This window comes from Pseudochrobactrum sp. sp1633 (genome assembly GCF_030376605.1).
Taxonomy (GTDB): domain Bacteria; phylum Pseudomonadota; class Alphaproteobacteria; order Rhizobiales; family Rhizobiaceae; genus Pseudochrobactrum.
In genome coordinates this window covers 48,620-67,856 of the sequence record NZ_JARRAE010000005.1, presented here as the reverse complement: position 1 = coordinate 67,856, position 19,237 = coordinate 48,620, and the positions used below count along the sequence as shown (strand labels likewise).

Annotated in this window: 20 protein-coding genes; 10 read left to right on the top strand and 10 right to left on the bottom strand. The window is 49.3% G+C overall.

Annotation, left to right across the window (positions count from 1 at the left end):
* Nucleotides 1-246: 246 nt before the first annotated feature.
* From P8H26_RS07315 to P8H26_RS07305, 3 genes are all read left to right on the top strand, one after another.
* Nucleotides 247-843, top strand: coding sequence for a superoxide dismutase (locus tag P8H26_RS07315; RefSeq protein ID WP_289632282.1), 597 nt, complete (start codon nt 247-249; stop codon nt 841-843).
* A 186-nt stretch (nt 844-1,029) separates the two neighbouring features.
* On the top strand, nt 1,030-1,464 hold the full coding sequence (locus P8H26_RS07310; RefSeq protein ID WP_289632281.1) for a cytochrome c: 435 nt from the start codon (nt 1,030-1,032) through the stop codon (nt 1,462-1,464).
* A 96-nt stretch (nt 1,465-1,560) separates the two neighbouring features.
* On the top strand, nt 1,561-2,499 hold the full coding sequence (locus tag P8H26_RS07305) for a cytochrome c (RefSeq protein WP_289632280.1): 939 nt from the start codon (nt 1,561-1,563) through the stop codon (nt 2,497-2,499).
* 9 nt (nt 2,500-2,508) lie between these two features.
* Here P8H26_RS07305 and P8H26_RS07300 read toward each other — a convergent pair whose 3' ends face one another.
* The 3 genes from P8H26_RS07300 to msrB all read right to left on the bottom strand — a co-directional run bounded on the left by P8H26_RS07300 (nt 2,509) and on the right by msrB (nt 5,534).
* Nucleotides 2,509-2,862: a metallophosphoesterase gene (locus tag P8H26_RS07300; protein ID WP_289632279.1), complete on the bottom strand. Its 354-nt coding sequence runs from the start codon at nt 2,860-2,862 to the stop codon at nt 2,509-2,511.
* Between the two features lie 93 nt (nt 2,863-2,955).
* Nucleotides 2,956-5,052 carry a S9 family peptidase gene (locus P8H26_RS07295; protein WP_289632278.1) on the bottom strand — a complete coding sequence of 699 codons (2,097 nt, stop codon included), beginning with the start codon at nt 5,050-5,052 and terminating at the stop codon, nt 2,956-2,958.
* A 62-nt stretch (nt 5,053-5,114) separates the two neighbouring features.
* On the bottom strand, nt 5,115-5,534 hold the full coding sequence (gene msrB / locus P8H26_RS07290) for a peptide-methionine (R)-S-oxide reductase MsrB (protein ID WP_289632277.1): 420 nt from the start codon (nt 5,532-5,534) through the stop codon (nt 5,115-5,117).
* Between the two features lie 692 nt (nt 5,535-6,226).
* Between msrB and P8H26_RS07285 the strand changes: the two genes are divergently transcribed.
* The gene (locus P8H26_RS07285) at nt 6,227-6,655 is read left to right on the top strand and encodes a MucR family transcriptional regulator (RefSeq protein WP_289632276.1); all 429 of its coding nucleotides are present in this window, start codon (nt 6,227-6,229) and stop codon (nt 6,653-6,655) included.
* Nucleotides 6,656-6,868: 213 nt separating this feature from the next.
* Here the strand turns inward: P8H26_RS07285 and P8H26_RS07280 are convergent, their stop codons facing one another.
* Complete coding sequence (locus tag P8H26_RS07280) at nt 6,869-7,195, bottom strand: cytoplasmic protein (RefSeq protein WP_289632275.1); 327 nt, start codon at nt 7,193-7,195, stop codon at nt 6,869-6,871.
* 286 nt (nt 7,196-7,481) lie between these two features.
* On the opposite strand from P8H26_RS07280, the gene P8H26_RS07275 reads away from it, so the two are divergent.
* Nucleotides 7,482-8,033 (top strand): helix-turn-helix domain-containing protein, encoded by a 552-nt coding sequence (locus P8H26_RS07275; RefSeq protein ID WP_289632274.1) that lies wholly within the window; start codon nt 7,482-7,484, stop codon nt 8,031-8,033.
* Entirely contained in the window at nt 8,030-8,851 is an 822-nt protein-coding gene (locus P8H26_RS07270; protein ID WP_289632273.1) for a DUF6456 domain-containing protein, read from the top strand. The genes P8H26_RS07275 and P8H26_RS07270 overlap by 4 nt, the downstream gene beginning before the upstream one ends.
* A 44-nt stretch (nt 8,852-8,895) precedes the next feature.
* Here P8H26_RS07270 and P8H26_RS07265 read toward each other — a convergent pair whose 3' ends face one another.
* Nucleotides 8,896-9,327, bottom strand: a complete 432-nt coding sequence (locus P8H26_RS07265; protein ID WP_289632272.1) for a SufE family protein — start codon at nt 9,325-9,327, stop codon at nt 8,896-8,898.
* A 145-nt stretch (nt 9,328-9,472) separates the two neighbouring features.
* Complete coding sequence (locus tag P8H26_RS07260) at nt 9,473-9,880, bottom strand: DUF5330 domain-containing protein (protein ID WP_289632271.1); 408 nt, start codon at nt 9,878-9,880, stop codon at nt 9,473-9,475.
* Nucleotides 9,881-10,314: 434 nt separating this feature from the next.
* On the opposite strand from P8H26_RS07260, the gene P8H26_RS07255 reads away from it, so the two are divergent.
* The 3 genes from P8H26_RS07255 to P8H26_RS07245 are packed head-to-tail and all read left to right on the top strand — an operon-like array spanning nt 10,315 to nt 13,655.
* Nucleotides 10,315-12,336 carry a PAS domain-containing sensor histidine kinase gene (locus P8H26_RS07255; protein WP_289632270.1) on the top strand — a complete coding sequence of 674 codons (2,022 nt, stop codon included), beginning with the start codon at nt 10,315-10,317 and terminating at the stop codon, nt 12,334-12,336.
* Nucleotides 12,311-13,282, top strand: coding sequence for a peptidoglycan-binding domain-containing protein (locus P8H26_RS07250; RefSeq protein ID WP_289632269.1), 972 nt, complete (start codon nt 12,311-12,313; stop codon nt 13,280-13,282). Before P8H26_RS07255 ends, P8H26_RS07250 begins: the two co-directional genes overlap by 26 nt.
* 31 nt (nt 13,283-13,313) lie before the next feature.
* On the top strand, nt 13,314-13,655 hold the full coding sequence (locus P8H26_RS07245) for a DUF1491 family protein (RefSeq protein ID WP_289632268.1): 342 nt from the start codon (nt 13,314-13,316) through the stop codon (nt 13,653-13,655).
* 40 nt (nt 13,656-13,695) lie between these two features.
* On the opposite strand, the gene P8H26_RS07240 is transcribed toward P8H26_RS07245, so the two are convergent.
* From P8H26_RS07240 to P8H26_RS07225, 4 genes are all read right to left on the bottom strand, one after another.
* Nucleotides 13,696-14,760, bottom strand: coding sequence for a DUF2336 domain-containing protein (locus P8H26_RS07240; protein ID WP_289632267.1), 1,065 nt, complete (start codon nt 14,758-14,760; stop codon nt 13,696-13,698).
* A gap of 207 nt (nt 14,761-14,967) precedes the next feature.
* Nucleotides 14,968-15,516 (bottom strand): hypothetical protein, encoded by a 549-nt coding sequence (locus P8H26_RS07235; protein ID WP_289632266.1) that lies wholly within the window; start codon nt 15,514-15,516, stop codon nt 14,968-14,970.
* Complete coding sequence (locus P8H26_RS07230) at nt 15,513-16,118, bottom strand: DUF1214 domain-containing protein (RefSeq protein WP_289632265.1); 606 nt, start codon at nt 16,116-16,118, stop codon at nt 15,513-15,515. The genes P8H26_RS07235 and P8H26_RS07230 overlap by 4 nt, the downstream gene beginning before the upstream one ends.
* 82 nt (nt 16,119-16,200) lie before the next feature.
* The gene (locus P8H26_RS07225) at nt 16,201-18,306 is read right to left on the bottom strand and encodes a transglycosylase domain-containing protein (RefSeq protein WP_374708256.1); all 2,106 of its coding nucleotides are present in this window, start codon (nt 18,304-18,306) and stop codon (nt 16,201-16,203) included.
* A gap of 447 nt (nt 18,307-18,753) precedes the next feature.
* On the opposite strand from P8H26_RS07225, the gene P8H26_RS07220 reads away from it, so the two are divergent.
* Nucleotides 18,754-19,209: a hypothetical protein gene (locus tag P8H26_RS07220; RefSeq protein WP_289632264.1), complete on the top strand. Its 456-nt coding sequence runs from the start codon at nt 18,754-18,756 to the stop codon at nt 19,207-19,209.
* Nucleotides 19,210-19,237 lie beyond the last annotated feature (28 nt).

The following is a 19,237-nucleotide window of genomic DNA, read 5'->3' as shown; positions in this document are numbered from 1 at the left end:
TGTAACTCTGCCTGCAGACCTCTGCCGTCCCAATTTGCGTGGTCTGATGTAATCACTTGGTTTGATTGCGACTTTGCCAGACGGAAAGTTACCGTTTGATATGATGAAAATTTAAAATTTCCGTGATTTTCGGCAGAACTGCCGTTCTCTGCATTGCCCGCGTGCCTGTGTCGGCCTATGTAATACAGGCATGAAGAATTTGGGTGGCGGAAACTTGAGGCCGCCCACACCAAGAGGAGAAACACTATGGCTTTTGAATTGCCTGCTCTGCCTTACGACTATGATGCGCTTACCCCTTACATGTCCCGTGAGACCCTTGAGTTTCATCATGACAAGCATCATCAGGCCTATGTAACCAACGGCAATAAACTGCTGGAAGGTTCGGGTCTTGAAGGCAAGAGCCTTGAAGAAGTCGTCAAGGAAAGCTACGGCAAAAACCAGGCGCTTTTCAACAATGCCGGTCAGCATTACAACCATATCCATTTCTGGAAATGGATGAAAAAAGACGGCGGCGGCAACAAACTGCCTGCTAAGCTTGAAGCTGCAATCAAATCCGATCTCGGCGGTTACGATAAGTTCCGTGAAGATTTCATTGCTGCCGGTGCCGGTCAGTTCGGTTCGGGCTGGGCATGGCTGTCGGTTAAAGACGGCAAGCTGGAAATTTCCAAGACACCAAACGGCGAAAACCCGCTGGTACACGGCGCGTCACCAATCCTCGGCGTCGACGTATGGGAACATTCCTATTACATCGACTACCGCAATGCGCGTCCGAAATATCTCGAAGCTTTCGTCGACAGCATGATCAACTGGGATTATGTGCTTGAGCTTTACGAAAAGGCTTAATAATTAGCCTGATGAAAAGCCTCCTTCGGGAGGCTTTTTTATTGTTACAAAAATTTAATCTGATGGTCTTACGTTTTTATAGATATTCTAAATACCATTACTATAATAATTCTAAAATGGGTGTGTGCTGAGGATGCGCACAGTTCAATAATAGATCAGGTATCGGGTATTAAAAGGACGTTGTTCATGAAAAAATCTTTGACGATTATTTCTGCTTTATTCATGCTGACCAGCGCGGCTTCGGCTTCGCCGGTAACAGATCGTCAGGCGCTGATGAAAGATGCCGGCCGGTCTATGGGCGTGCTCGGCCCAGTGATGAAGGGTGAAAAGCCGTTTGAAGCAACAGCCGTACAAGCAGCTCTTGAGCAGCTGAAAGCAGATGCCGTCAAACTGGATGCTGAAACAATGTTCCCTAAAGGCTCGGAAAGCGGCGACACAGCTGCTGCACCAAAAGTCTGGGAAGATGAAGCCGGTTTCAAAGCTGAGATTGAAAAGTTCCGTACAGCAACAGCCGCTGCTGCTGACGCAAAGCCGCAGGATGTTGATGCATTGCGCGTTGCTATGAAAGATGTCGGCGCAAGCTGCGGTACCTGCCATCAGGCTTATCGCATTAAAAAATAATTACAATGGCCTGCACATGATTGTCTGTGTGCAGGCCATTCAGAATTTCAACCGAAATAGTTTTCTGACCGCAGTAAATTTGGATAAGAATTTGATATGAAACGTAAATTGATATCCGCAGGCCTGTTATGTGCTGTTGCCGGAGCCGGTGTTTTCTGGTTTCTGACGCAGCCTGTGCATGTTGATCGCGGGGCTTTGGATAAGCTCGCGGCAGGGGATATCAAAAACGGCGAGCAGGTTTTTTATGCTGGTGGTTGTGCGTCTTGTCATGCGGCTCCGGGTGCTACGGGTGATGCAAAACTGGTTCTGTCCGGCGGACATGAGCTGAAAACGGATTTCGGCACATTCATTGCGCCTAATATTTCATCTTCTTCTGCCGGTCTTAAAGACTGGACTTTGCCTGAATTCGCAGATGCCATGCTGGAAGGCACGGGTCGCAATGGTGAGCATCTTTATCCGTCATTTCCTTATACATCCTATACGCGGATGAAGTTACAGGATGTGGCCGATCTTTACGCATTCATGAAAACCTTGCCTGCCTCAGATGAAGCTTCAAAGCCGCATGATCTGGGTTTTCCGTTTAATTTTCGTCGCGGGCTCGGCCTGTGGAAAATGCTCTATCTCAATGATTCTCAGGCGGTTGCATTGAACAATCCGGATGAGCAGCTCAAGCGCGGGCAATATCTGGTTGAGGCTATGGGACATTGCGGTGAGTGCCATACGCCACGTAATGCATTGGGTGGCTCAGATACAGCGCAATGGCTGGCCGGTGCCGTTTCTGCGGAAACGGATGGTCAGGGTAAGCGTGGTGTTGTGCCAAATATCACTGCCGGCGAAGGTGGTATTTCAGACTGGAGTGCCAATGATATTGCCTATGGTCTGGAAAGCGGTTTTACGCCTGACTTTGACTCAATGGGTGGCTCAATGACCGATGTGATTGCCAATACCAGTAAATTACAAGCCTCAGACCGTGAGGCAATCGCTGCTTATCTCAAAGCGATACCTGCACATAAAAACGGCTATGTTTCGCAATAAAACGAGTATTTAGCGCTTCAGACATTTAACTGCACGCGGCAGGCCGGCACTGTACAGACTTTGCATTGTATAGAGCCAGCCTTTGCATTCTTCCATTGACTGGAAGCAGCGATAACGGCTGATTGCTTCAGGGTAATCGCTGTTGACAAATGCACTCTCACCAAAGCCCTGAAAAATACCGACAATCGCACCACTGCCGCGTGGTGGCGGATTGCAGCGCTGGCCTGCATATTCGCTGACATCTTTGCGCACTGCGGCATCAGCCTGCGGTATTGTGACTATGGACAGAGCCAGCATGCTTAAAGCGGACACGCAAAGCTGTACCCGGCTTTTGCTAAGGAAATTCAGAGACATGAATGGCATGGCTTAATCCTTTCCTGTTTTCGGAAGGCATGGCAGAGCAGAAATGAGCTGTCGGGCTTTTCTGCTCTGCTCTTTCATATCTTTATGCGCCTGTTACAGCTTGTCTGCAACCTTAAGCGCGAAAGCATAATTATAGGCGATTTCTTCCAGTTGCGAGAAACGACCGGAAACGCCGCCATGACCGGCTTCCATATTAATTTTAAACAGGACCGGATTGTTGCCGGTGGTTTTCTCCCGCAGTTTTGCAACCCATTTTGCCGCTTCCCAATAGGTGACACGCGGATCAGTCAGACCGGCTGTCGCAAGTATCGGCGGATAGTTTTTCGCATCCACATTGTCGTAAGGCGAATAGGCTGCAATCGTGCGGTAATCGGTTTCAGAAGCAATCGGATTGCCCCATTCCGGCCATTCCGGCGGGGTCAGCGGCAGACTGTCATCAAGCATTGTGTTGAGCACGTCAACGAATGGCACATCTGCAATAATGCCGCCGAAAGCCTCCGGTGCCATATTCACGATGGCGCCCATCAGCATGCCGCCAGCCGAACCGCCATGCGCGATAATCCGGTCATGGCTGGTGACGTTTTCAGAGACAAGATGTCTGGCTGCTGCAATGAAATCTGTGAATGTATTGACCTTATGTTCACGCTTACCATTTTCATACCAGCTAAAGCCCTTATCTTTGCCACCGCGGACATGGGCAATGGCATAGATGAAGCCGCGGTCAACCAGAGACAGGCGCGACGTTGAAAAGCTTGCCGGAATCGTACTGCCATAAGCGCCGTAGCCATAGAGCAAGCAAGGGGCGGAGCCATCCATCGGGGTGTCTTTATGCGCCAGAATGGAAACCGGCACCAATTGGCCGTCCGGAGCTGGCGCTAGAACACGACGGGTCACATAATCATCAATCACATGGCCGCTTGGAACTTCCTGCGTTTTCAGCAGAACGCGTTCGCGGCTGGCCATGTTGTAATCATAGAGCTGACTAGGCGTGGTCATTGATGAGTAGGAAAAGCGGATGACATCCGTATCATATTCAGCGCTGCCCTGAAGACCTAAAGAATAGGCCTCTTCGTCAAAGGCAATGGCATGTTCTCTACCACTGTCACGCTCGCGGATGACAATGCGTGGCAGACCGTTATTACGCTCCAGCCAAACCAGATGGTTTTTATAGGCGGCTATATCAAGGATAATGGTGCCGGATTTTTCAGCGACAACCTCTGTCCAGTTCTGCTTTTGCGGAGCGCTGACCGGAGCTGACATGATCTTGAAATCTTTAGCACCGTCAATATTGGTCAGAATATAAAAGACATCGCCGCCTTCACTCAGATTATATTCAATACCGGTTTCGCGCGCGGCCACGAGCTGTGGTTTTGCCTGCGGATCATTGGCCGGTATCAGCCAGACTTCCGATGTTTCGTGATCCTGAATATTGATGAATACATAGTCGTGCAGAGAACTGCCCGAAACATTCATGAAGAAACCGGCATCTTTCTCTTCATAGATCAGTGCGTCCTGATCCTGGCTTGTGCCGGTGCTGTGGTAAAACAGTTTCGCAGGGCGGTGATTATCATCCATCTGCACATAGAATACGCCTTTACTCTGCGCATCCCATACCGTTCCGCCAGCCGTTGCTGTGAGCAGGTCCGTCTTATCTTCCAGCGTTGTGAGATCGCGGATTTTAATGTCGTAAAATTCAGAGCCCTTGGTATCCGCAGACCAAGCGAGAGACTGATGATCCGGTGAATAATCTAAGCCGCCAAGACTGAAATAAGACAGGGCGGCAGCTTCTTTGTCGCCATCAATCAAAATGGTTCGTTCGCCGCCATCGCGCGGTATTCTGAAATATTGCGGATGCTGCCCGCCCGTTACATAGGAAATACCATAGGCATAAGCGCCGTCTTTGGCCGGAACACTGGAGTCGTCTTCTTTAATCCGGCCTTTCATTTCCGCGAACAGATGCTGTTGCAGCTCTTTCGTGTCTGTCATCAGAGCCGACTGATAGTTGTTTTCAGCCTCAAGATGATTACGGATTTTGATGTCGAGCAATGACGGATCCCGCAGAACATCCTGCCAGTTTGCCGCGCGCAGCCAATGATACGCGTCATCGCGCGTGATGCCGTGGCGTGTGTCGCTGAATGGCTCTTTCTCTGTCACGGGGGCGGCGTGGCTGATGAAGGAATGTGTGTTCATGCTGTTTCCGGTATAATCTTGTCAAAATAAGCGAATAGTAAAAAGGCCGGTGTGTTGAAGCGTCAGGCCGCAGTAAAGTACAATGCAGTACCATTCATGCAGTAGCGCAAGCCTGTCGGAGCAGGGCCGTCTGGAAAAACATGGCCAAGATGGGCATCGCAATCCGCACAACGGATTTCCGTGCGCCGCATACCGTAGGATACATCTTCAAAAGCATTAACAGCGTCTGCCTCGGCAGGACGGGTAAAGCTCGGCCAGCCTGTGCCTGAGTTGAATTTATCTTCTGAATTATAAAGCAGGCGGTCGCAGCAAATACAATGATAGGTGCCTAGCTTGCTGATATCAAAGTCGGGGCTGGAAAAAGCCCGTTCTGTTCCGTGCTGGCGCGTGATTTTATATTGCTCTGGCGTTAACTGTTCGCGCCATTCAGCGTCAGACTTAATCACTTTCAGAGGGCGATGGGGTGCGTTTTTGTCGGACAAGTAATTTCTCCGGAGGTTTGAATAGCGATTTTTACAATATATGGGGATATTAAGCGGTTTTTAAAAGGTGAATATACAGCTTTCTATTATTATAAGCCTTAAGTGAACATGATCAGCTATTTGTCTGATACACCATTGGATAATCTTGCAGGGGCATGATTTTTTGAAAAAAACGTGGTATAAAATATTCCGTTGAATGAATTGTCAGAAAAATGACTTAATATAGAAATACAGGGCTTTTTGATAGAGTAGCAAATATCCGCGACATTGTTTTATATCGCTGTGTTTGTTGAGTTTTACTGTAAACGGTTTCAATACGCAAAACTTCGCATTTTTTTGTGAGCTTGTTTGCTGAGGGTATAATTCGGAACGAATTGTCACATAGTTTAAGTGTATAATAATATCGAATTTACGTTCAGTTGAAGAGCAGAGAGAAATAGATTTCTGTTTTTGCCAGACTCATAGATATTAATTCTCGTGCGTTGAGTGTTGAAATTTTAATATTCAGTCAAAATATCAATATCACTTGATGTGAATGTGAAATAAATTGACATTTTACAAATTTTACAGATATGAGAAGATGATCGCGGGTGGCAAGCTAAGGTTAAACTGGTTGATTGGCGTGTGGATAGACTTCTTATTTATTCGTAAGGGTAATCCAATCAGCAATATTTATAGGTAAAGGAAGTATAATGGAACATCCAGAGACTGTGGTTTCTGCTGACGAACTGCTGCTCAGTCTTACAGCTGATGTTGTCGCCGCTTATGTCAGTAATAATTCCATTCGGGCTGGTGAAGTTCCGGCGTTGATAGCTGATGTTCATGCAGCATTTTCCCGTTCAGGTGTTCGTGAAGAAGTTGTTGCAGTTGTTGAAAAGCCGAAACCAGCAATTAGCCCTAAGAAATCAGTTCATGACGACTATATTATTTGCCTTGAAGACGGCAAAAAGTTCAAGTCGCTCAAGCGTCACCTGATGACACATTACAATCTGACGCCGGAACAATATCGTGAGAAGTGGGATCTCGATCCAAACTATCCGATGGTTGCTCCTAATTATGCTGCGGCCCGTTCGCAGCTCGCGAAGAAAATGGGTCTTGGCCGTAAGCGTAAAGCTGCCTGATCCGGAAACTTTGTAGTATCTGAGATCACGAAAAGAAATTAAGCGACGGCATTTAAACTGCCGTCGCTTTTTATATTGCGGAACATGCATAGAAGAAGTTGTGAGCTGGGCACAAAACGCTCTGTTCAAAAACGCAAGTCAAAGCGTGATATTTAATCCGTTAAGGATGGGCGCTGACACCTTAATCACTCAAAAATATAGTGAGCGCGGTGCTCAGGCGGGTGCATTAAGCACTTTCAGTTCTGTTGAGATCGTCTGTTCTTTTATTAATTTTATTAAACGGTTTTGCACTTGTTTCAGCGCGATATGACGGTTGATGTCATAGCTCCAGTGCTTGTTGAGGCCTTTTAATCTTTCTCTTTTGAGCAGGCGGTTTAATTTGTCCGCTATACGTGTTTTCTGTTCAAGAGGGGCATTTAAAATCTGTTGTAAATCAATTCCGCAACTCAATTGAAGCGCAACGGACTGTGTTGCTTGAAGTGTATCTTCTTTACGTTTTTCCAGAAAATCCTGTTTTTCCTGCTTGAGTGCCTCTGACATGAATGTCCCCCTTCGTTACTCAACGGGGGATTATATTGTTGTAACGATTGCGGGGGGATAAGTAGAGTTTTATGATATTGATATGTTTGTTTTTTAGTTTAAATGTTTATTTTGTAGATATGTTTGATTTTTTGATAAAATGTTTGTAATGAATGTTTTAAAGCTATTAATTTTATCTATATTAATATTGTTTGTTTGAAGTAAATTTTATATTTATCCTTTTTACGGTGAAGTTTATCCCCGTATAATAATTTTATATTATCAATATGACGTCTGCGGAGGACGTATGTTGAATAATTTTCCTGATTTTTTATCTGGTCACACAGAAGCGCTCATAAGTTTACATAATTTGCCGGCGTCATCGCGCCCGTTTTTTATGGCTGACAGGCAAGGGGCGAATAACACCAAAGACTCTGTCAGAAAAAAACGAATGACGAATGATGTACTGTATCTTGCGGAGTTGATGCATCAGAGCAAGAGCTCGATGCGCAAGTTAAGCAGCAGGGAGCGTCAGCTGCGTGCATGGAATATATGCAGCGCACTAATGGCTTTGCTGTCTGTATTCTTTCATGTGTCTTTGCAGGAATTGCGCAGTGGGCAGCGTGGTAACAGCCATGTCGCGAGAATCCGGCAATTTGGCATGTATATCGCCCACACTATGTTTGGACTGTCTATGGCTGAGGTTGCTTATGCATTTTGTCGTGAGCGAACTACGGTTAAACATGCCTGCCATCTGATTGAAGATATGCGGGAGAATGAAAAATTTGATCGCAGTGTCAGCTCTTTTGAATATTTCATCCGAGCGCTTTATCCTTGCGGGGGGAGTGCAGAGCAATGATCAGAACTGAAAATATATTGTCCCTGACGGACAGGCGTCCGGTTCTGCATCTTCTGAAGTTTTTAATCAAAGCACCTGCCAGTCCGGAAAGTGATTCAGAGAACGATCATATCTTTCTGACCAGTGAAGCAGGCGGCACAATTGCGGTGGACGGACAAATTATGCCGAAGCTGCTCCGTGCCGGATATATTCTGCCGGAGGCGGGCAAGGTGAAGATCAGTGCCAGCGGGCGACAATTGTTGCAGGCTCTTAAGAATACGGATGTACCTGAGCAGCCCTTGCACAATATCGAACAGAGACCTGCCAGCGAGGATACGCAACCTCAACTTGTTATGGTCAATAGTGCTGAATCGTCGCTCGCCATGCTTTATCGCATCAACAAACAGACGGGTCGGCGTTTTTTGACTGATGAGGAATTTCAGGCGGGGGAGCGGTTAAGAGCAGATTTTACGCGCGGTAATATGTTGCCCCGTATTACAGCCAATTGGGAAGCCAATGTAGCAAAGCGTTTTCGGGGAGAGCGCGGAGCGGCGGCTGAGCTGAGTGACCACGCTCTGGATTGCCGTGACAGGGTTGAGAAGGCGCTGAAGGCTGTCGGGCCGGAATTATCCGGCGTGCTTTTGGATATATGTTGTTTTCTCAAAGGCTTGGAATTGGTGGAGCGTGAAAGATCATGGCCTGCACGCTCTGCCAAAATGCTGCTTAAAGCAGCGCTTAGTATCTTACACCGACATTATACGGGAGGGCGCAAACCTGATAAGGATAGTGCGCCCAATCGGCTTTATTGGGGCGCACCGGATTACCGGCCACCCCTCTGATTTAGCTGTCAGATATCCGTGTTAAACGCGAAAATGACTGAATATCAGGCTGCGTTTTTTAGCGCAGCCTGTGCATCATGGCGCACACGCTGAACCATCGAACGCAAGCCGTTGGAGCGTTGCGGTGTGAGATGTTCATCCAGACCAAGGCTTTTAAGCACGGCTTCCGCGTCAATCTTCAAGATGGAAGATGCGGTTTCGCCGGAATAAAGCGCGAGCAAAATCGCAACCAGACCACGGACAATATGGGCATCGGAATCGCCTAAAAACTCTATGACCGGATCGTCGCCCTGACCCTTCAGCGTTTTCAGCCAGACCTGACTGACGCAACCCGGAACTTTATGATCCGCGTCACGAGCCTCTTCAGGATATGGTTGGAGATCACGCCCCAACTCAATCACATAGCGGTAGCGGTCTTCCCAGTCGTCAAGAAACTCAAAGTCCGACGCAATTGTGCTGATCTTTGAATTTGTCATAGGTCTCTCCGCATTAACTGGGGCATGCCGCGGAAAAGTGGGAGCCTTTTTCGATACCGGCATGCTGGTAAATAAACACTTGGTGCGGCTTATAGACCATTTTTATATCAATTGGAAAGTTTGCTGTAGCGCGATGTTGCTGAACCTATCTGGGACGCGGTAGCGGAACAGGAATTTTCACAGCCAAAGGCTCTGTCTGCGCAGGGTTTTCCGGTTTCACATCTGCCGAACCAGTCATCGCATCAAAAGCCCCTTTGGCGCGAACTAAAGCCTGCTCTCCGGCTTTGGCGGCAGTGGCTTTTCCTGCAATGCAAAGTGCAGGGTTACGCTCACAGAATGTGCTGATCTCCTGCAAGGTTTTGCCAGCCTGCAACCATTGCTCTACCGGATCAGGTGACGGGGAGGTGTTGCCCGTTTGCGGATTGGCGGGCGTATGTTTTACAGCTTGCTGCTGCGCGGCTGGTGGAGCCGTGTCAGTCTGTTTTCCGATTATCCCCGGCATCAGCAGAAACACACCGCCCAGCCAGAAAATGCATTTTAGCAGAAATCTCATGGTCTGTTTTCCTGCTCATTTGCGCTGTTCTGTCCGGCCGCCGATCGTGAAAAATATATAAAGGTCAAATTATTCATATATTTATCGCCGGATTTTTCATGCTGCTCGCGCAAGATTTAAAACCTTGCGGCGCGTTATTGAAAGCATGAGACATATTTCTGAAGATTCTGATAAAATACTTTTAAGATTGTCTTGCCGTGTGCCTCAGCTGGAAATATTCCGTTTACCATAGAGGAAAAAGCTGCCTGCTTTTCGCTGAAAAACGACTTTCACGGGCATCCTTCACCGCCGTTTTATCTATTCCTTAAAGTCTGGGCGTCCATTCTGTCGGTGTCAGGTGACTGTTCGTTCTGTTTCAGAATGTGACAGTTTAAAATGAGATTGTGTCAGAGTGAGTACGCTGCGTGTACGGCATTTATGCGAGAACAATGAATATGATTAAAAACGGTATACAGCATACCGTTGTGAATCATGCCCTGTTTGCGCAGGACAGTAGCGCCGATAAAACATGTTCAGCTGAGCATTTCTCTGCATCTGATCTGCGTTCTGCATTGCTGCTGTTTCCTTTGTTCCTTGCAATGGCGTTCTACAGCATTCTGCCGGCAGCATCCCTTCATGGTATGCTGTTCACAGGATTGTCTTTTGCCGGAATATCGGTGCTGTTGCTCGCGGCGCAGGCCTCTCATATCCGTAACAGCCTGACCGGTATTGTAGCCCTCTCATTCTATAGTGCGGTTCTGGCCTTTACAGCATTATTTGCCGGTGCGGATAATGGTCTGGTTTGGGCGATGGTTCTGGCACTGCCTCTGGAGATATGGCTTGTCGCCCGCCACCGTGCGGCAGTCTTTGCCGGAGTGGCCATTTCAATGGTGCTGATTACGGTTTCGCTGACAAAAGGTATCAACACACAAGTGGCACTGCCTGCCGCTGTTTCAACGACATTCCTGTTTACCTATGTCGGGACTGTTTTGCTGCGCGTCTTGCGTATGTCGCTGCCTGCCGCTGCCAAACAACAAAATTCTGGCGCATCTGATAGCGCTGACAGCGATCTGGAAGCGGCGCTGGATGCTTTGGTTATTCGTCTGGATAGTGAAGGACAAATCCGTTCTCTGTCAGAACGCTGCGTTGAACAGTTTGGCGTAGATCGCGCTGTGCTCAATGGCACATTGCTGCTCGATCGTGTGCATGTGGCTGATCGCGTGCAGTATCTTGCCTTTCTGAATGGTCTCAAGAATAAAAATTCTTTGATGAAGCTCAGTGGTAAAACGGAAATCCGTCTGCGTTGTGTGGATAGCCGCGTGGCAGATAAAAACGGGCAGGCAAAAGTTTATTTCAGCGCTTTTGAAATTGAAGGCCAGATTAAAAGCGCTGTTGATGCAGAAGGCTTCCTGATTGTTGCGCGCAATCTGGCGCAGGCTGAGGAAGTACAGCAAAAGTTTAGCCGCCAGAGCGCGACCATTGAAAATCTTGAAACCTCACGCGGACGTTTGCTCGGCACTGTCAGCCATGAACTGCGCACACCGCTGAACTCAATTATCGGCTTTTCAGATCTGCTGCTGCATGATGTGGCAGGGCCGTTGCAGAGCGATAAACAGCGCGAATATATTGATCTGATCCGCAAGTCCGGCAATCATTTGCTGGAGGTTGTTAATGGTATTCTTGAAGCTTCTCGGCTGGAGTCCGGTCAGTATCCGGTTGTGCAAGAGCGCTTCTGTGTGCGTGACAGCATAACAATGTGTAATGCCATGCTCATGCCGCTGGCTGAGAAAAAAGGCGTTATTCTGTGCGACCGTATTCATCCTGCGGTTACGGATATGATCGGTGATCGCCGTGCAATCCGGCAAATTCTGATTAATCTGGTGTCCAACGCGATCAAATTTACAGATCGTGGCGGCTGTGTAACGATTGATGTTATGCCTGAAGGGACAACGCTCGGCTATGCGGGCGCGGTGCAGAATCTGGTTATCTCTGTTTCTGATACCGGCGTCGGTCTGGATGCTCATGAGATTGAGCGCCTGTGCCAGCCTTTCACGCAGATTGATAATGCACAGACCCGTATGCAGGAGGGTTCAGGCCTTGGTCTTTATCTGGTCAAAGGACTGGTGAGCCTGCATCAGGGCGAGATGGATATCCGCAGCCGTAAAGGGCAGGGTACAACAGTTTCTGTAAGACTGCCCCAAATGCAGCATCAGGTTGTGGATAACGCCGGACCTGTTGCAATGCAGGCCGCAAATTCTGCATCATCAGCCTCTATAATGCAGGCGGGGCGTTCTTCAACCGATGTTCGCAGCGCTCTTGAACAGGTAAAAACAGCAATTATCAATATTCAGGCCGACCAGACAGAAGATAGTTTGGTAGAAAAGGGTCGGGCAGAAAGTAGTTATGACGGAAAGACAGAGCCGCAGCGGTACGAAACGCAAGGGGACTTCCATGCGCAAAAACGCAAAACGGCGTAGCTTTGGCAGACGATTTTTTGATGCATGCCTGACCGGCGTGTCACGCATGGCGCTGGCGGCCGGAGATATTGTTGCGCGCAATCCGGTGGTAGCAGGCGGTTCAACCGCTTTTCTCGTAACACTGGGTTTTGTTGCCAGCAATGCAATCTGGTATCAGCCGCAGGCGCATGATGGTGTGTTTTTTAAAACCCGTCCAGAGCAGGTTTTCCGTGCTGTTGTTAAAGATGATGAGGCGCAACGCAGGCTGACAGGCAGTGCGGTTGTCCAGTCGTCGCAAACCGCGCCTGTGCGTGAAGCTGTCAATACACAAAGCGGCAATCATACGCCGCAGCAAACAGTTGCAACATTGCCCGACACCACTGTTGATGGCGGTGATCTTCCGGCTTTGGCGCTGAATGGCGACAAGCAGGTTGCGATCCTGCAATATAATCTGAAGCAGCTTGGCTTCTATAGCGGGGCTGTGGACGGGCTGACCGGCCCGCAGACCCGTAATGCGCTTGAGCAGTGGCAGAGTGTGCAGGCAAAGTTGCAGCCGTCACTGACTGCCGAGGCAAAGCCCGCCGAGAAAAGCCTGACAATTGCTGAAGCCATTGCTGTTGCTGTGCCTGAAAGCAAGCCGGAGATGAAACCTGAAAGCAGTTCTGCGCGATCTGTGCCTGTGGCTGAAAAAAGACCTGCGCCTATAATGGTCAGAACAGAAGATAAAACGGCTGCTGCACAACCGGCATCAGGACGGGCGGGGCCAAATGTCAGCGCTGAAGAACTGGTGCGCATTCAGGCCGGACTGAAAGCCTTTGGCAATGATATGGTTGTTGTGGACGGTGTTCCGGGTAAATCAACGGAAGATGCAATCCGCGAGTTTCAGAAGCTGTTCCGTCTCAATGTCAGTGGTAAGCCCGATTCTGAGCTGATCGGTAAAATGCGCGAAATCGGCCTGATCAGTTGATTGTGTGCTTGAGTAACAGGTATTCCCGCTCATGCGTTTGACTAGCGAGTTTTGGGTTTCCGCATTGATGCGCCGTATCCGGACAGCTGACGGCTTTGCCTATCTCGTCAGACGCGGCGCTACGGAAGCCGGTGCAATTTTTATCAAAATCCGCAATCGCGACGGGCAGTTTGATCTGTATATGCCTGCGCCGCAGAGTGAATATGATCCGGAGCGGGCGGATGAGCGCCGCTTCATTCTGTATAAGCAAAGCGAAGATGAGCAGCTTATCAATGAGCAGCTGGAAAAAGAATTGCGCTTTGATCCGGATCTCTGGCTCGTGGAGATAGAGGATTATCCTGATGCCGGTGAATTGCTAACCGGCCAGATATAACCGGCCGGATTTTTCTGACCAGATTTTTCCAACTAGATTTTTATTGTGCTTGTTTGTGCAGTGCGCCGCTGTCGTTATTGGCGGCATTGGTGAAGTTCTCGCCGGCGTTCTCTGCCAGATTACGCAGTTTGTCGCGCAGTTTTTCATTCATATCATCGGCCTTCCAGCGGCGTACGGCAGCGGAAGCCTGTTCTGTGCTGATTGAGCGGTAGATATGAACGAACTCGCGCAATTGTTCACGCTCACCATGAATGGTGCCGAGCACAGCTGTCAGGATCAGATATGTATCCTGCGCAGTGAGGCCGATGGCTTTGAGTGCCAGTGGCAGCTGAGAATTAGGCCATGTGCCGATAATTGTACTGGCGCGGGCATAAGTGACATCAAGCGCATCAGCCAGAGCGGTGCGGAACATGTTGTTGTCAATCAGCAGTGCCATATCAATCAGATATTCTGCCAGAGCCGGACGCAAATGCGACGTGATCTGCAATGTGCTGAGATCATGTGCTTTGAGTGTTTGCGTCTGATGAGGAGCGTTGCGCACTTCTTTGACGGGAACCGGCTTATGCACGGGCGCAGATGATGCGTAATGCATGTTTTGGATGTCTGGTTCGTTAGCGTCTTCAATTGCCTGCGGTGCGGCAAGAATTGGCTCGGCAATCAACGATTGGCTGATAACCGCATCTTCAAAGCTTTCAAGCATAGGCACCAGCAACGGATCAACCGGCTGGCGGCGTGCAATGATACGCGCATGGGAAAGGCCGTGTTTGCCGGTAATCTCGGTGAGGTCCGACGTTGTCAGAACAGGGGAGCGCAGCAGGAGCGGTGCTGCAACTTCAATATTATCATTGGCGAGCGCCAGAACCAGCCTGCGCGGGGCAACATCATGCTGGGCGAGAATGGCGGAGACTTGTCTGCGTGCACGTGGCGTTGCTGTTTCAAGAAGCGGCAGTGCCAGATCTTCAAACTGCTGACTTTCGTATCGTCCGGGGCGCGTGAGCGATGTAAAACCTGCTACTGCGGCGGCAAGCAAATCATCGGTCTTGTGGTGAACGGAATGACCACTTCCGGATAGGTTTTCCAAAGCGCGGAACTGATCAGTGGTCACGCGTATTTACCCCTTACGCCTACACAACACAGACAACAAAACAACAGCGCCCTTTATCTGCACAGGGCGAACTTGTTTCAATTTAAGGGAGAACACTTAGCAATCAATTAACCATCGGCCGGATAAGCCGATTTTTAAAGCTTATAAGTGAAATATTAATGCCTTTATTAACAAGGCAGAGCTGCTTCCTGCTTTGTTGCAAAGGCTCTAATTTTCTATTGAAACATTCATGCATTCAGCTGATTTCATAAATTCAGCAACCTCATCACGCCATGTCGCATCCGGTTCAAAAACGCGCAGCACGGCCATACCTTCATTGATGGCCTGATTGATAAGGACAGATTGTTCCAGCTGCTGCGGAATTGTCTGCTCAAGAAGGATTTTCTGTAAGGGCGATACGATCAGCAAATCAGTTGCCGGAGATACCTGATCATTCAGGCTGAATGTAATATCGCCCTGATGATTATAGATCGCCAGCGACCAGAACGGCACTTTGCCGATTGCACTGATATGAACAGGGCCGTCAGTCAGGTCAAAACGGCAGACCGCACTGCGCATCAGCGGATCGTTACGCTTTGCCCAATCGGCACCTTCCAGCTTGTGAAACGCGCCTGCCGGTCCCAGCTCTTCCACACGCTTCCATAATGTTTCAGAGGCATAACCCGGTACGAGCAGAATAATCGCAATATGCACGATTGCTGCGCCGACGAGGCCAAGAAGCAGCGCATAAAGGAGCTGCAAAAAGGAGTGTCTCATTGCCTGCCTCCTTTGCAGCTGCCTTTAATAAAATGCACTTCCGGCATTTGCGGGTTTTCAAAGCCGATAGAGGTTCCCAGATCTGTATCATACAGGGTCATAACCAGCTGATAGGGGCCGGCTGCATTGATGGCCAGCCAGTTAGCGGGCTGGGCGGAAGCGGAGACATTGATGAGGAAGCCGGAATCATTTTGATACCAGATCATCTGGCTATGCAGTTCCTGCGGCAGTCCGTCTTTTGGGGCAAGCGGGCGATCCTGCAAGTCACTGCCGTATAATGTCCAGAATCGGGAGGCGGGCGCCTTGCCTTGCAGGATATAATCGCAGCGCGGATCAAGCTTTGTCCCCGTTGCATCATGTCTGAGGACAAAACGCTGACCTTCAGCGCTGCCGAGCGGCAACAATGCAGCACGGCTGCGCTGTGCACGGGCATAAGGGTCGGCCTCTGCGCTGCCATAAGACGGGGAGGCATGCCACTGGCCGATTGTCAGCTGATTAAAGCCATCAAAATTGTTCAAAGCATAAAGCGCACTGACTGTTCCGCCTGTAAGCACAATCAGACAGGTTAAGCCGGCCAGCAATATGGTTCTTAAACAGGTCATGGGTGAACCATAAAACATGTCAGGTTAAAATTGCCTGTCAGTATGAGTTTCCCGGATACTTTAAATTCCATCATGATTGAAATCAGAGCGAAGATATGGTCGTGCGTATCAGCTGCGGTGTTTCATAAGCGCGAAACTTTTCATTCAGACTGCGCATGAAACGGGTGGTTTCCGAGGAAAGCACACGGGGATAATCCGGCGTGCTAACCGGTGCTTTTTCATCCGTGCCGGACTTGCCTTGTGCCACAAGTTTGGAATCCGTTGCAGGTGCCTGTTTGGGAAACGGATTGCTGATGCCCGGGATAGGTTTCAGATCAATATTCTGATGCGCCTGCATCATCATCATCTGCCATGTCATGGCCGGTATAATCCCGCCGGTCAGATTGTTCATCGGTGCATAGCTGTCATTACCAAACCAGACCGCAGCAGTATAATTGCCGGTATAGCCGACAAACCATGCATCGCGATAACTCTGGGTGGTGCCGGTTTTGCCGGCAACGCGTGTCATCGGCAGGGCTGCACGTCGTGCTGTGCCACGCTCAGGAACCTGAACCAGCATAGAGTTCATTTCAGAGGCAGCTTTTTCGGAAAGGACGCGATGCGGCTCAGGTGTATCGCGTTTGAATTCCCACAGAGTTTTCCCGGCCGGATCAGAGATTTGCACAATGCCGTGACGCATACCTGCAAAACCGCCATTGGCAAAAACACTAAAGCCGGTTGCCTGATCCATAACAGTCATGCCGGATGTGCCGAGCACCATTGTTTTATGATCGGATATTTCCGATTCAATGCCCATCGCCTTGGTCAGTGCCACAATCGGTTTGGTTGTCAGGTAATCCTTGGCAAGGCGCACCGGCACCGTGTTGTAGGATTTGACCAGTGCGGTTGCCAGATCAACGCGACCGGCAAAGGAGCGGCCGTAATTACGTGGCATCCAGTTGCCCCATGCTATCGGCGCATCGGAGATAACCGTGTTTGGCGTCAGCCCCTTTTCCATAGCAACAGCATAGACATAGGGCTTGAATGATGAGCCTGCCTGCCGCAATGCCTTGGTGGCACGGTTGAACTGGCTTTCACCATAATCACGCCCGCCGACAATCGCTCTGACCGAACCGTCATCTGCGATGACAACCGTTGCTGCCTCCGTCACTTTATATTCGGCACCATATTGGCGCAGATGAAACTCAATCGCTTCTTCCGCAGCTTTTTGCAGGTTGCGGTCAAGCGTGGTGCGCACAATCAGATTATGCTGCGGGATGGTACGGGTGATTTTCTTGACTTCATCAAATGCCCAGTCGAGAAAATAATCCGGATTATCGCCCTTGGCACGGTCAACAACACTGGCTGGATTACGTCTGGCAAAAGCCAGTTGGCCTTCGCTCATAAAGCCTGCATCTGCCAGATTGGACAATACAACATTGGCGCGTGCACGGGCCGCGGGCAGGTTGACATGCGGGGCATATTTGGCCGGTGCCTTGAACAGGCCTGCAAGCATAGCGGCCTCTGCCAGAGAGACATCTTTGACATTTTTGCCGAAATAAAACTCGGACGCTGCCGCAATACCGAATGTACCGCCGCCCATATAAGCACGATCCAGATAAAGCTGTAGGATTTCAGTTTTGCTTAAATTGGCTTCCAGCCACAAGGCGAGGAATGCTTCATTAATTTTGCGCTTCAGCGTTCTTTCATTCGACAGAAACAGATTTTTCGCCAGCTGCTGCGACAAGGTAGAGCCGCCCTGAACAACACCGTTAGCACGCATATTCTGCGTCAGTGCACGGCTCAGACCCCAGAAATCAATGCCTATATGTTCAAAGAAACGGCGATCTTCGGTGGCAAGCACAGCTTTAATCACATGATCCGGCAGCTCGGCAATCGGCACCGCATCGCGGTGCATGATACCGCGCTGACCGATCTCATTGCCGTAGCGGTCAAGAAATGTGACGGCATAGTCATCCTGTGCCCGCCAGTCTTTCTTGGTTTCTTCAAAAGCAGGCATGGCTAAGGCGAGCAGAAGCACACTGCCCAATACGCCGAGGGTAAAGCCTTCATCTGCTATTTCAACAAACAGACGTTTCCAGCCGCGTACGCGAAACTTGCGGGAAAATATTGTTGCGCCTTCCCAGAAACCGGCAAGGCGTGAGCGCAGATTATAAAGGCTGCTGTCCAGCCAGGCATCAACAGACATCAGAAACGGGCTGCGGGTCAGGCGGCGCGTTTTCTTTTTCTGGGTATCGTTGTCAGCCTGTTTGCTCATAGCCGGAAAATAACCCGTTTCGCTCATTCAGATAGGGTCAGTATTGTCCCATTCTACCACATCCTTGTGAATGGCCAATAAAGCAGAAGTGACAATGAAGGGTTTAAAATTATGCTTAATGGATAAACGAATTATTTCAGAATGATAAATGTTTCGCTGAAATTGAATGTGACGAAACTGGTTCCAAAAGCAAGAAAATAGGAATTTTATCCTTGACGGCGTGACGGTTCTGAAGTAGCTTTCAGATACAGTCAGAGAAGTGTGGCTGAGACATATAAGTGTTGTTTTGATAGGGCGTGGCATTCTGTGCTGCGCTTTTTTGTTATCTGAATATTGTACCGGCTGCGTGCATTTTGCTGAGATTACGGAGCCGGAACTATGGAAACCGTGAAACTGCCGCATAGCGCTTCTGCGGATCGCTTGCAGGCGGCGCATCGCTTACAGCGCCGCTATCAGATTGCCGCGCAGGATATAGCATTCCTGCTGGGATTAACGGCTGAGGCCTATCAAAAGCGCCTGAAAAAAGCGGGGCTGGATGCCGGAGCCTCTGCCATGCCGGTTCTGGATATTGAAGATCTGCTGATTAAAATTAATGCGGAATTGCAGAACTTTTCGAAAGCGGAAGGCCTGCCGGAAAAAAGCGCGGTTGAAGCCTTGGCGGCTCTTGCTAAAGCGGTGAAAAGCATCAGCGAGCTTTCCAGAGAAACGCGGGTGGAAGCACTTAGCGATAAGAGTGAAAACCAAAATCATAATGGCGGTGTGAAGCCGGAGGATGTGCGTGAAGCTCTTAGCCTCATCAGCGCCAGAATTGCAGAACTCAGCCATCACAACTGAAGCCTCGTTACAACAATATCTGGCGGAT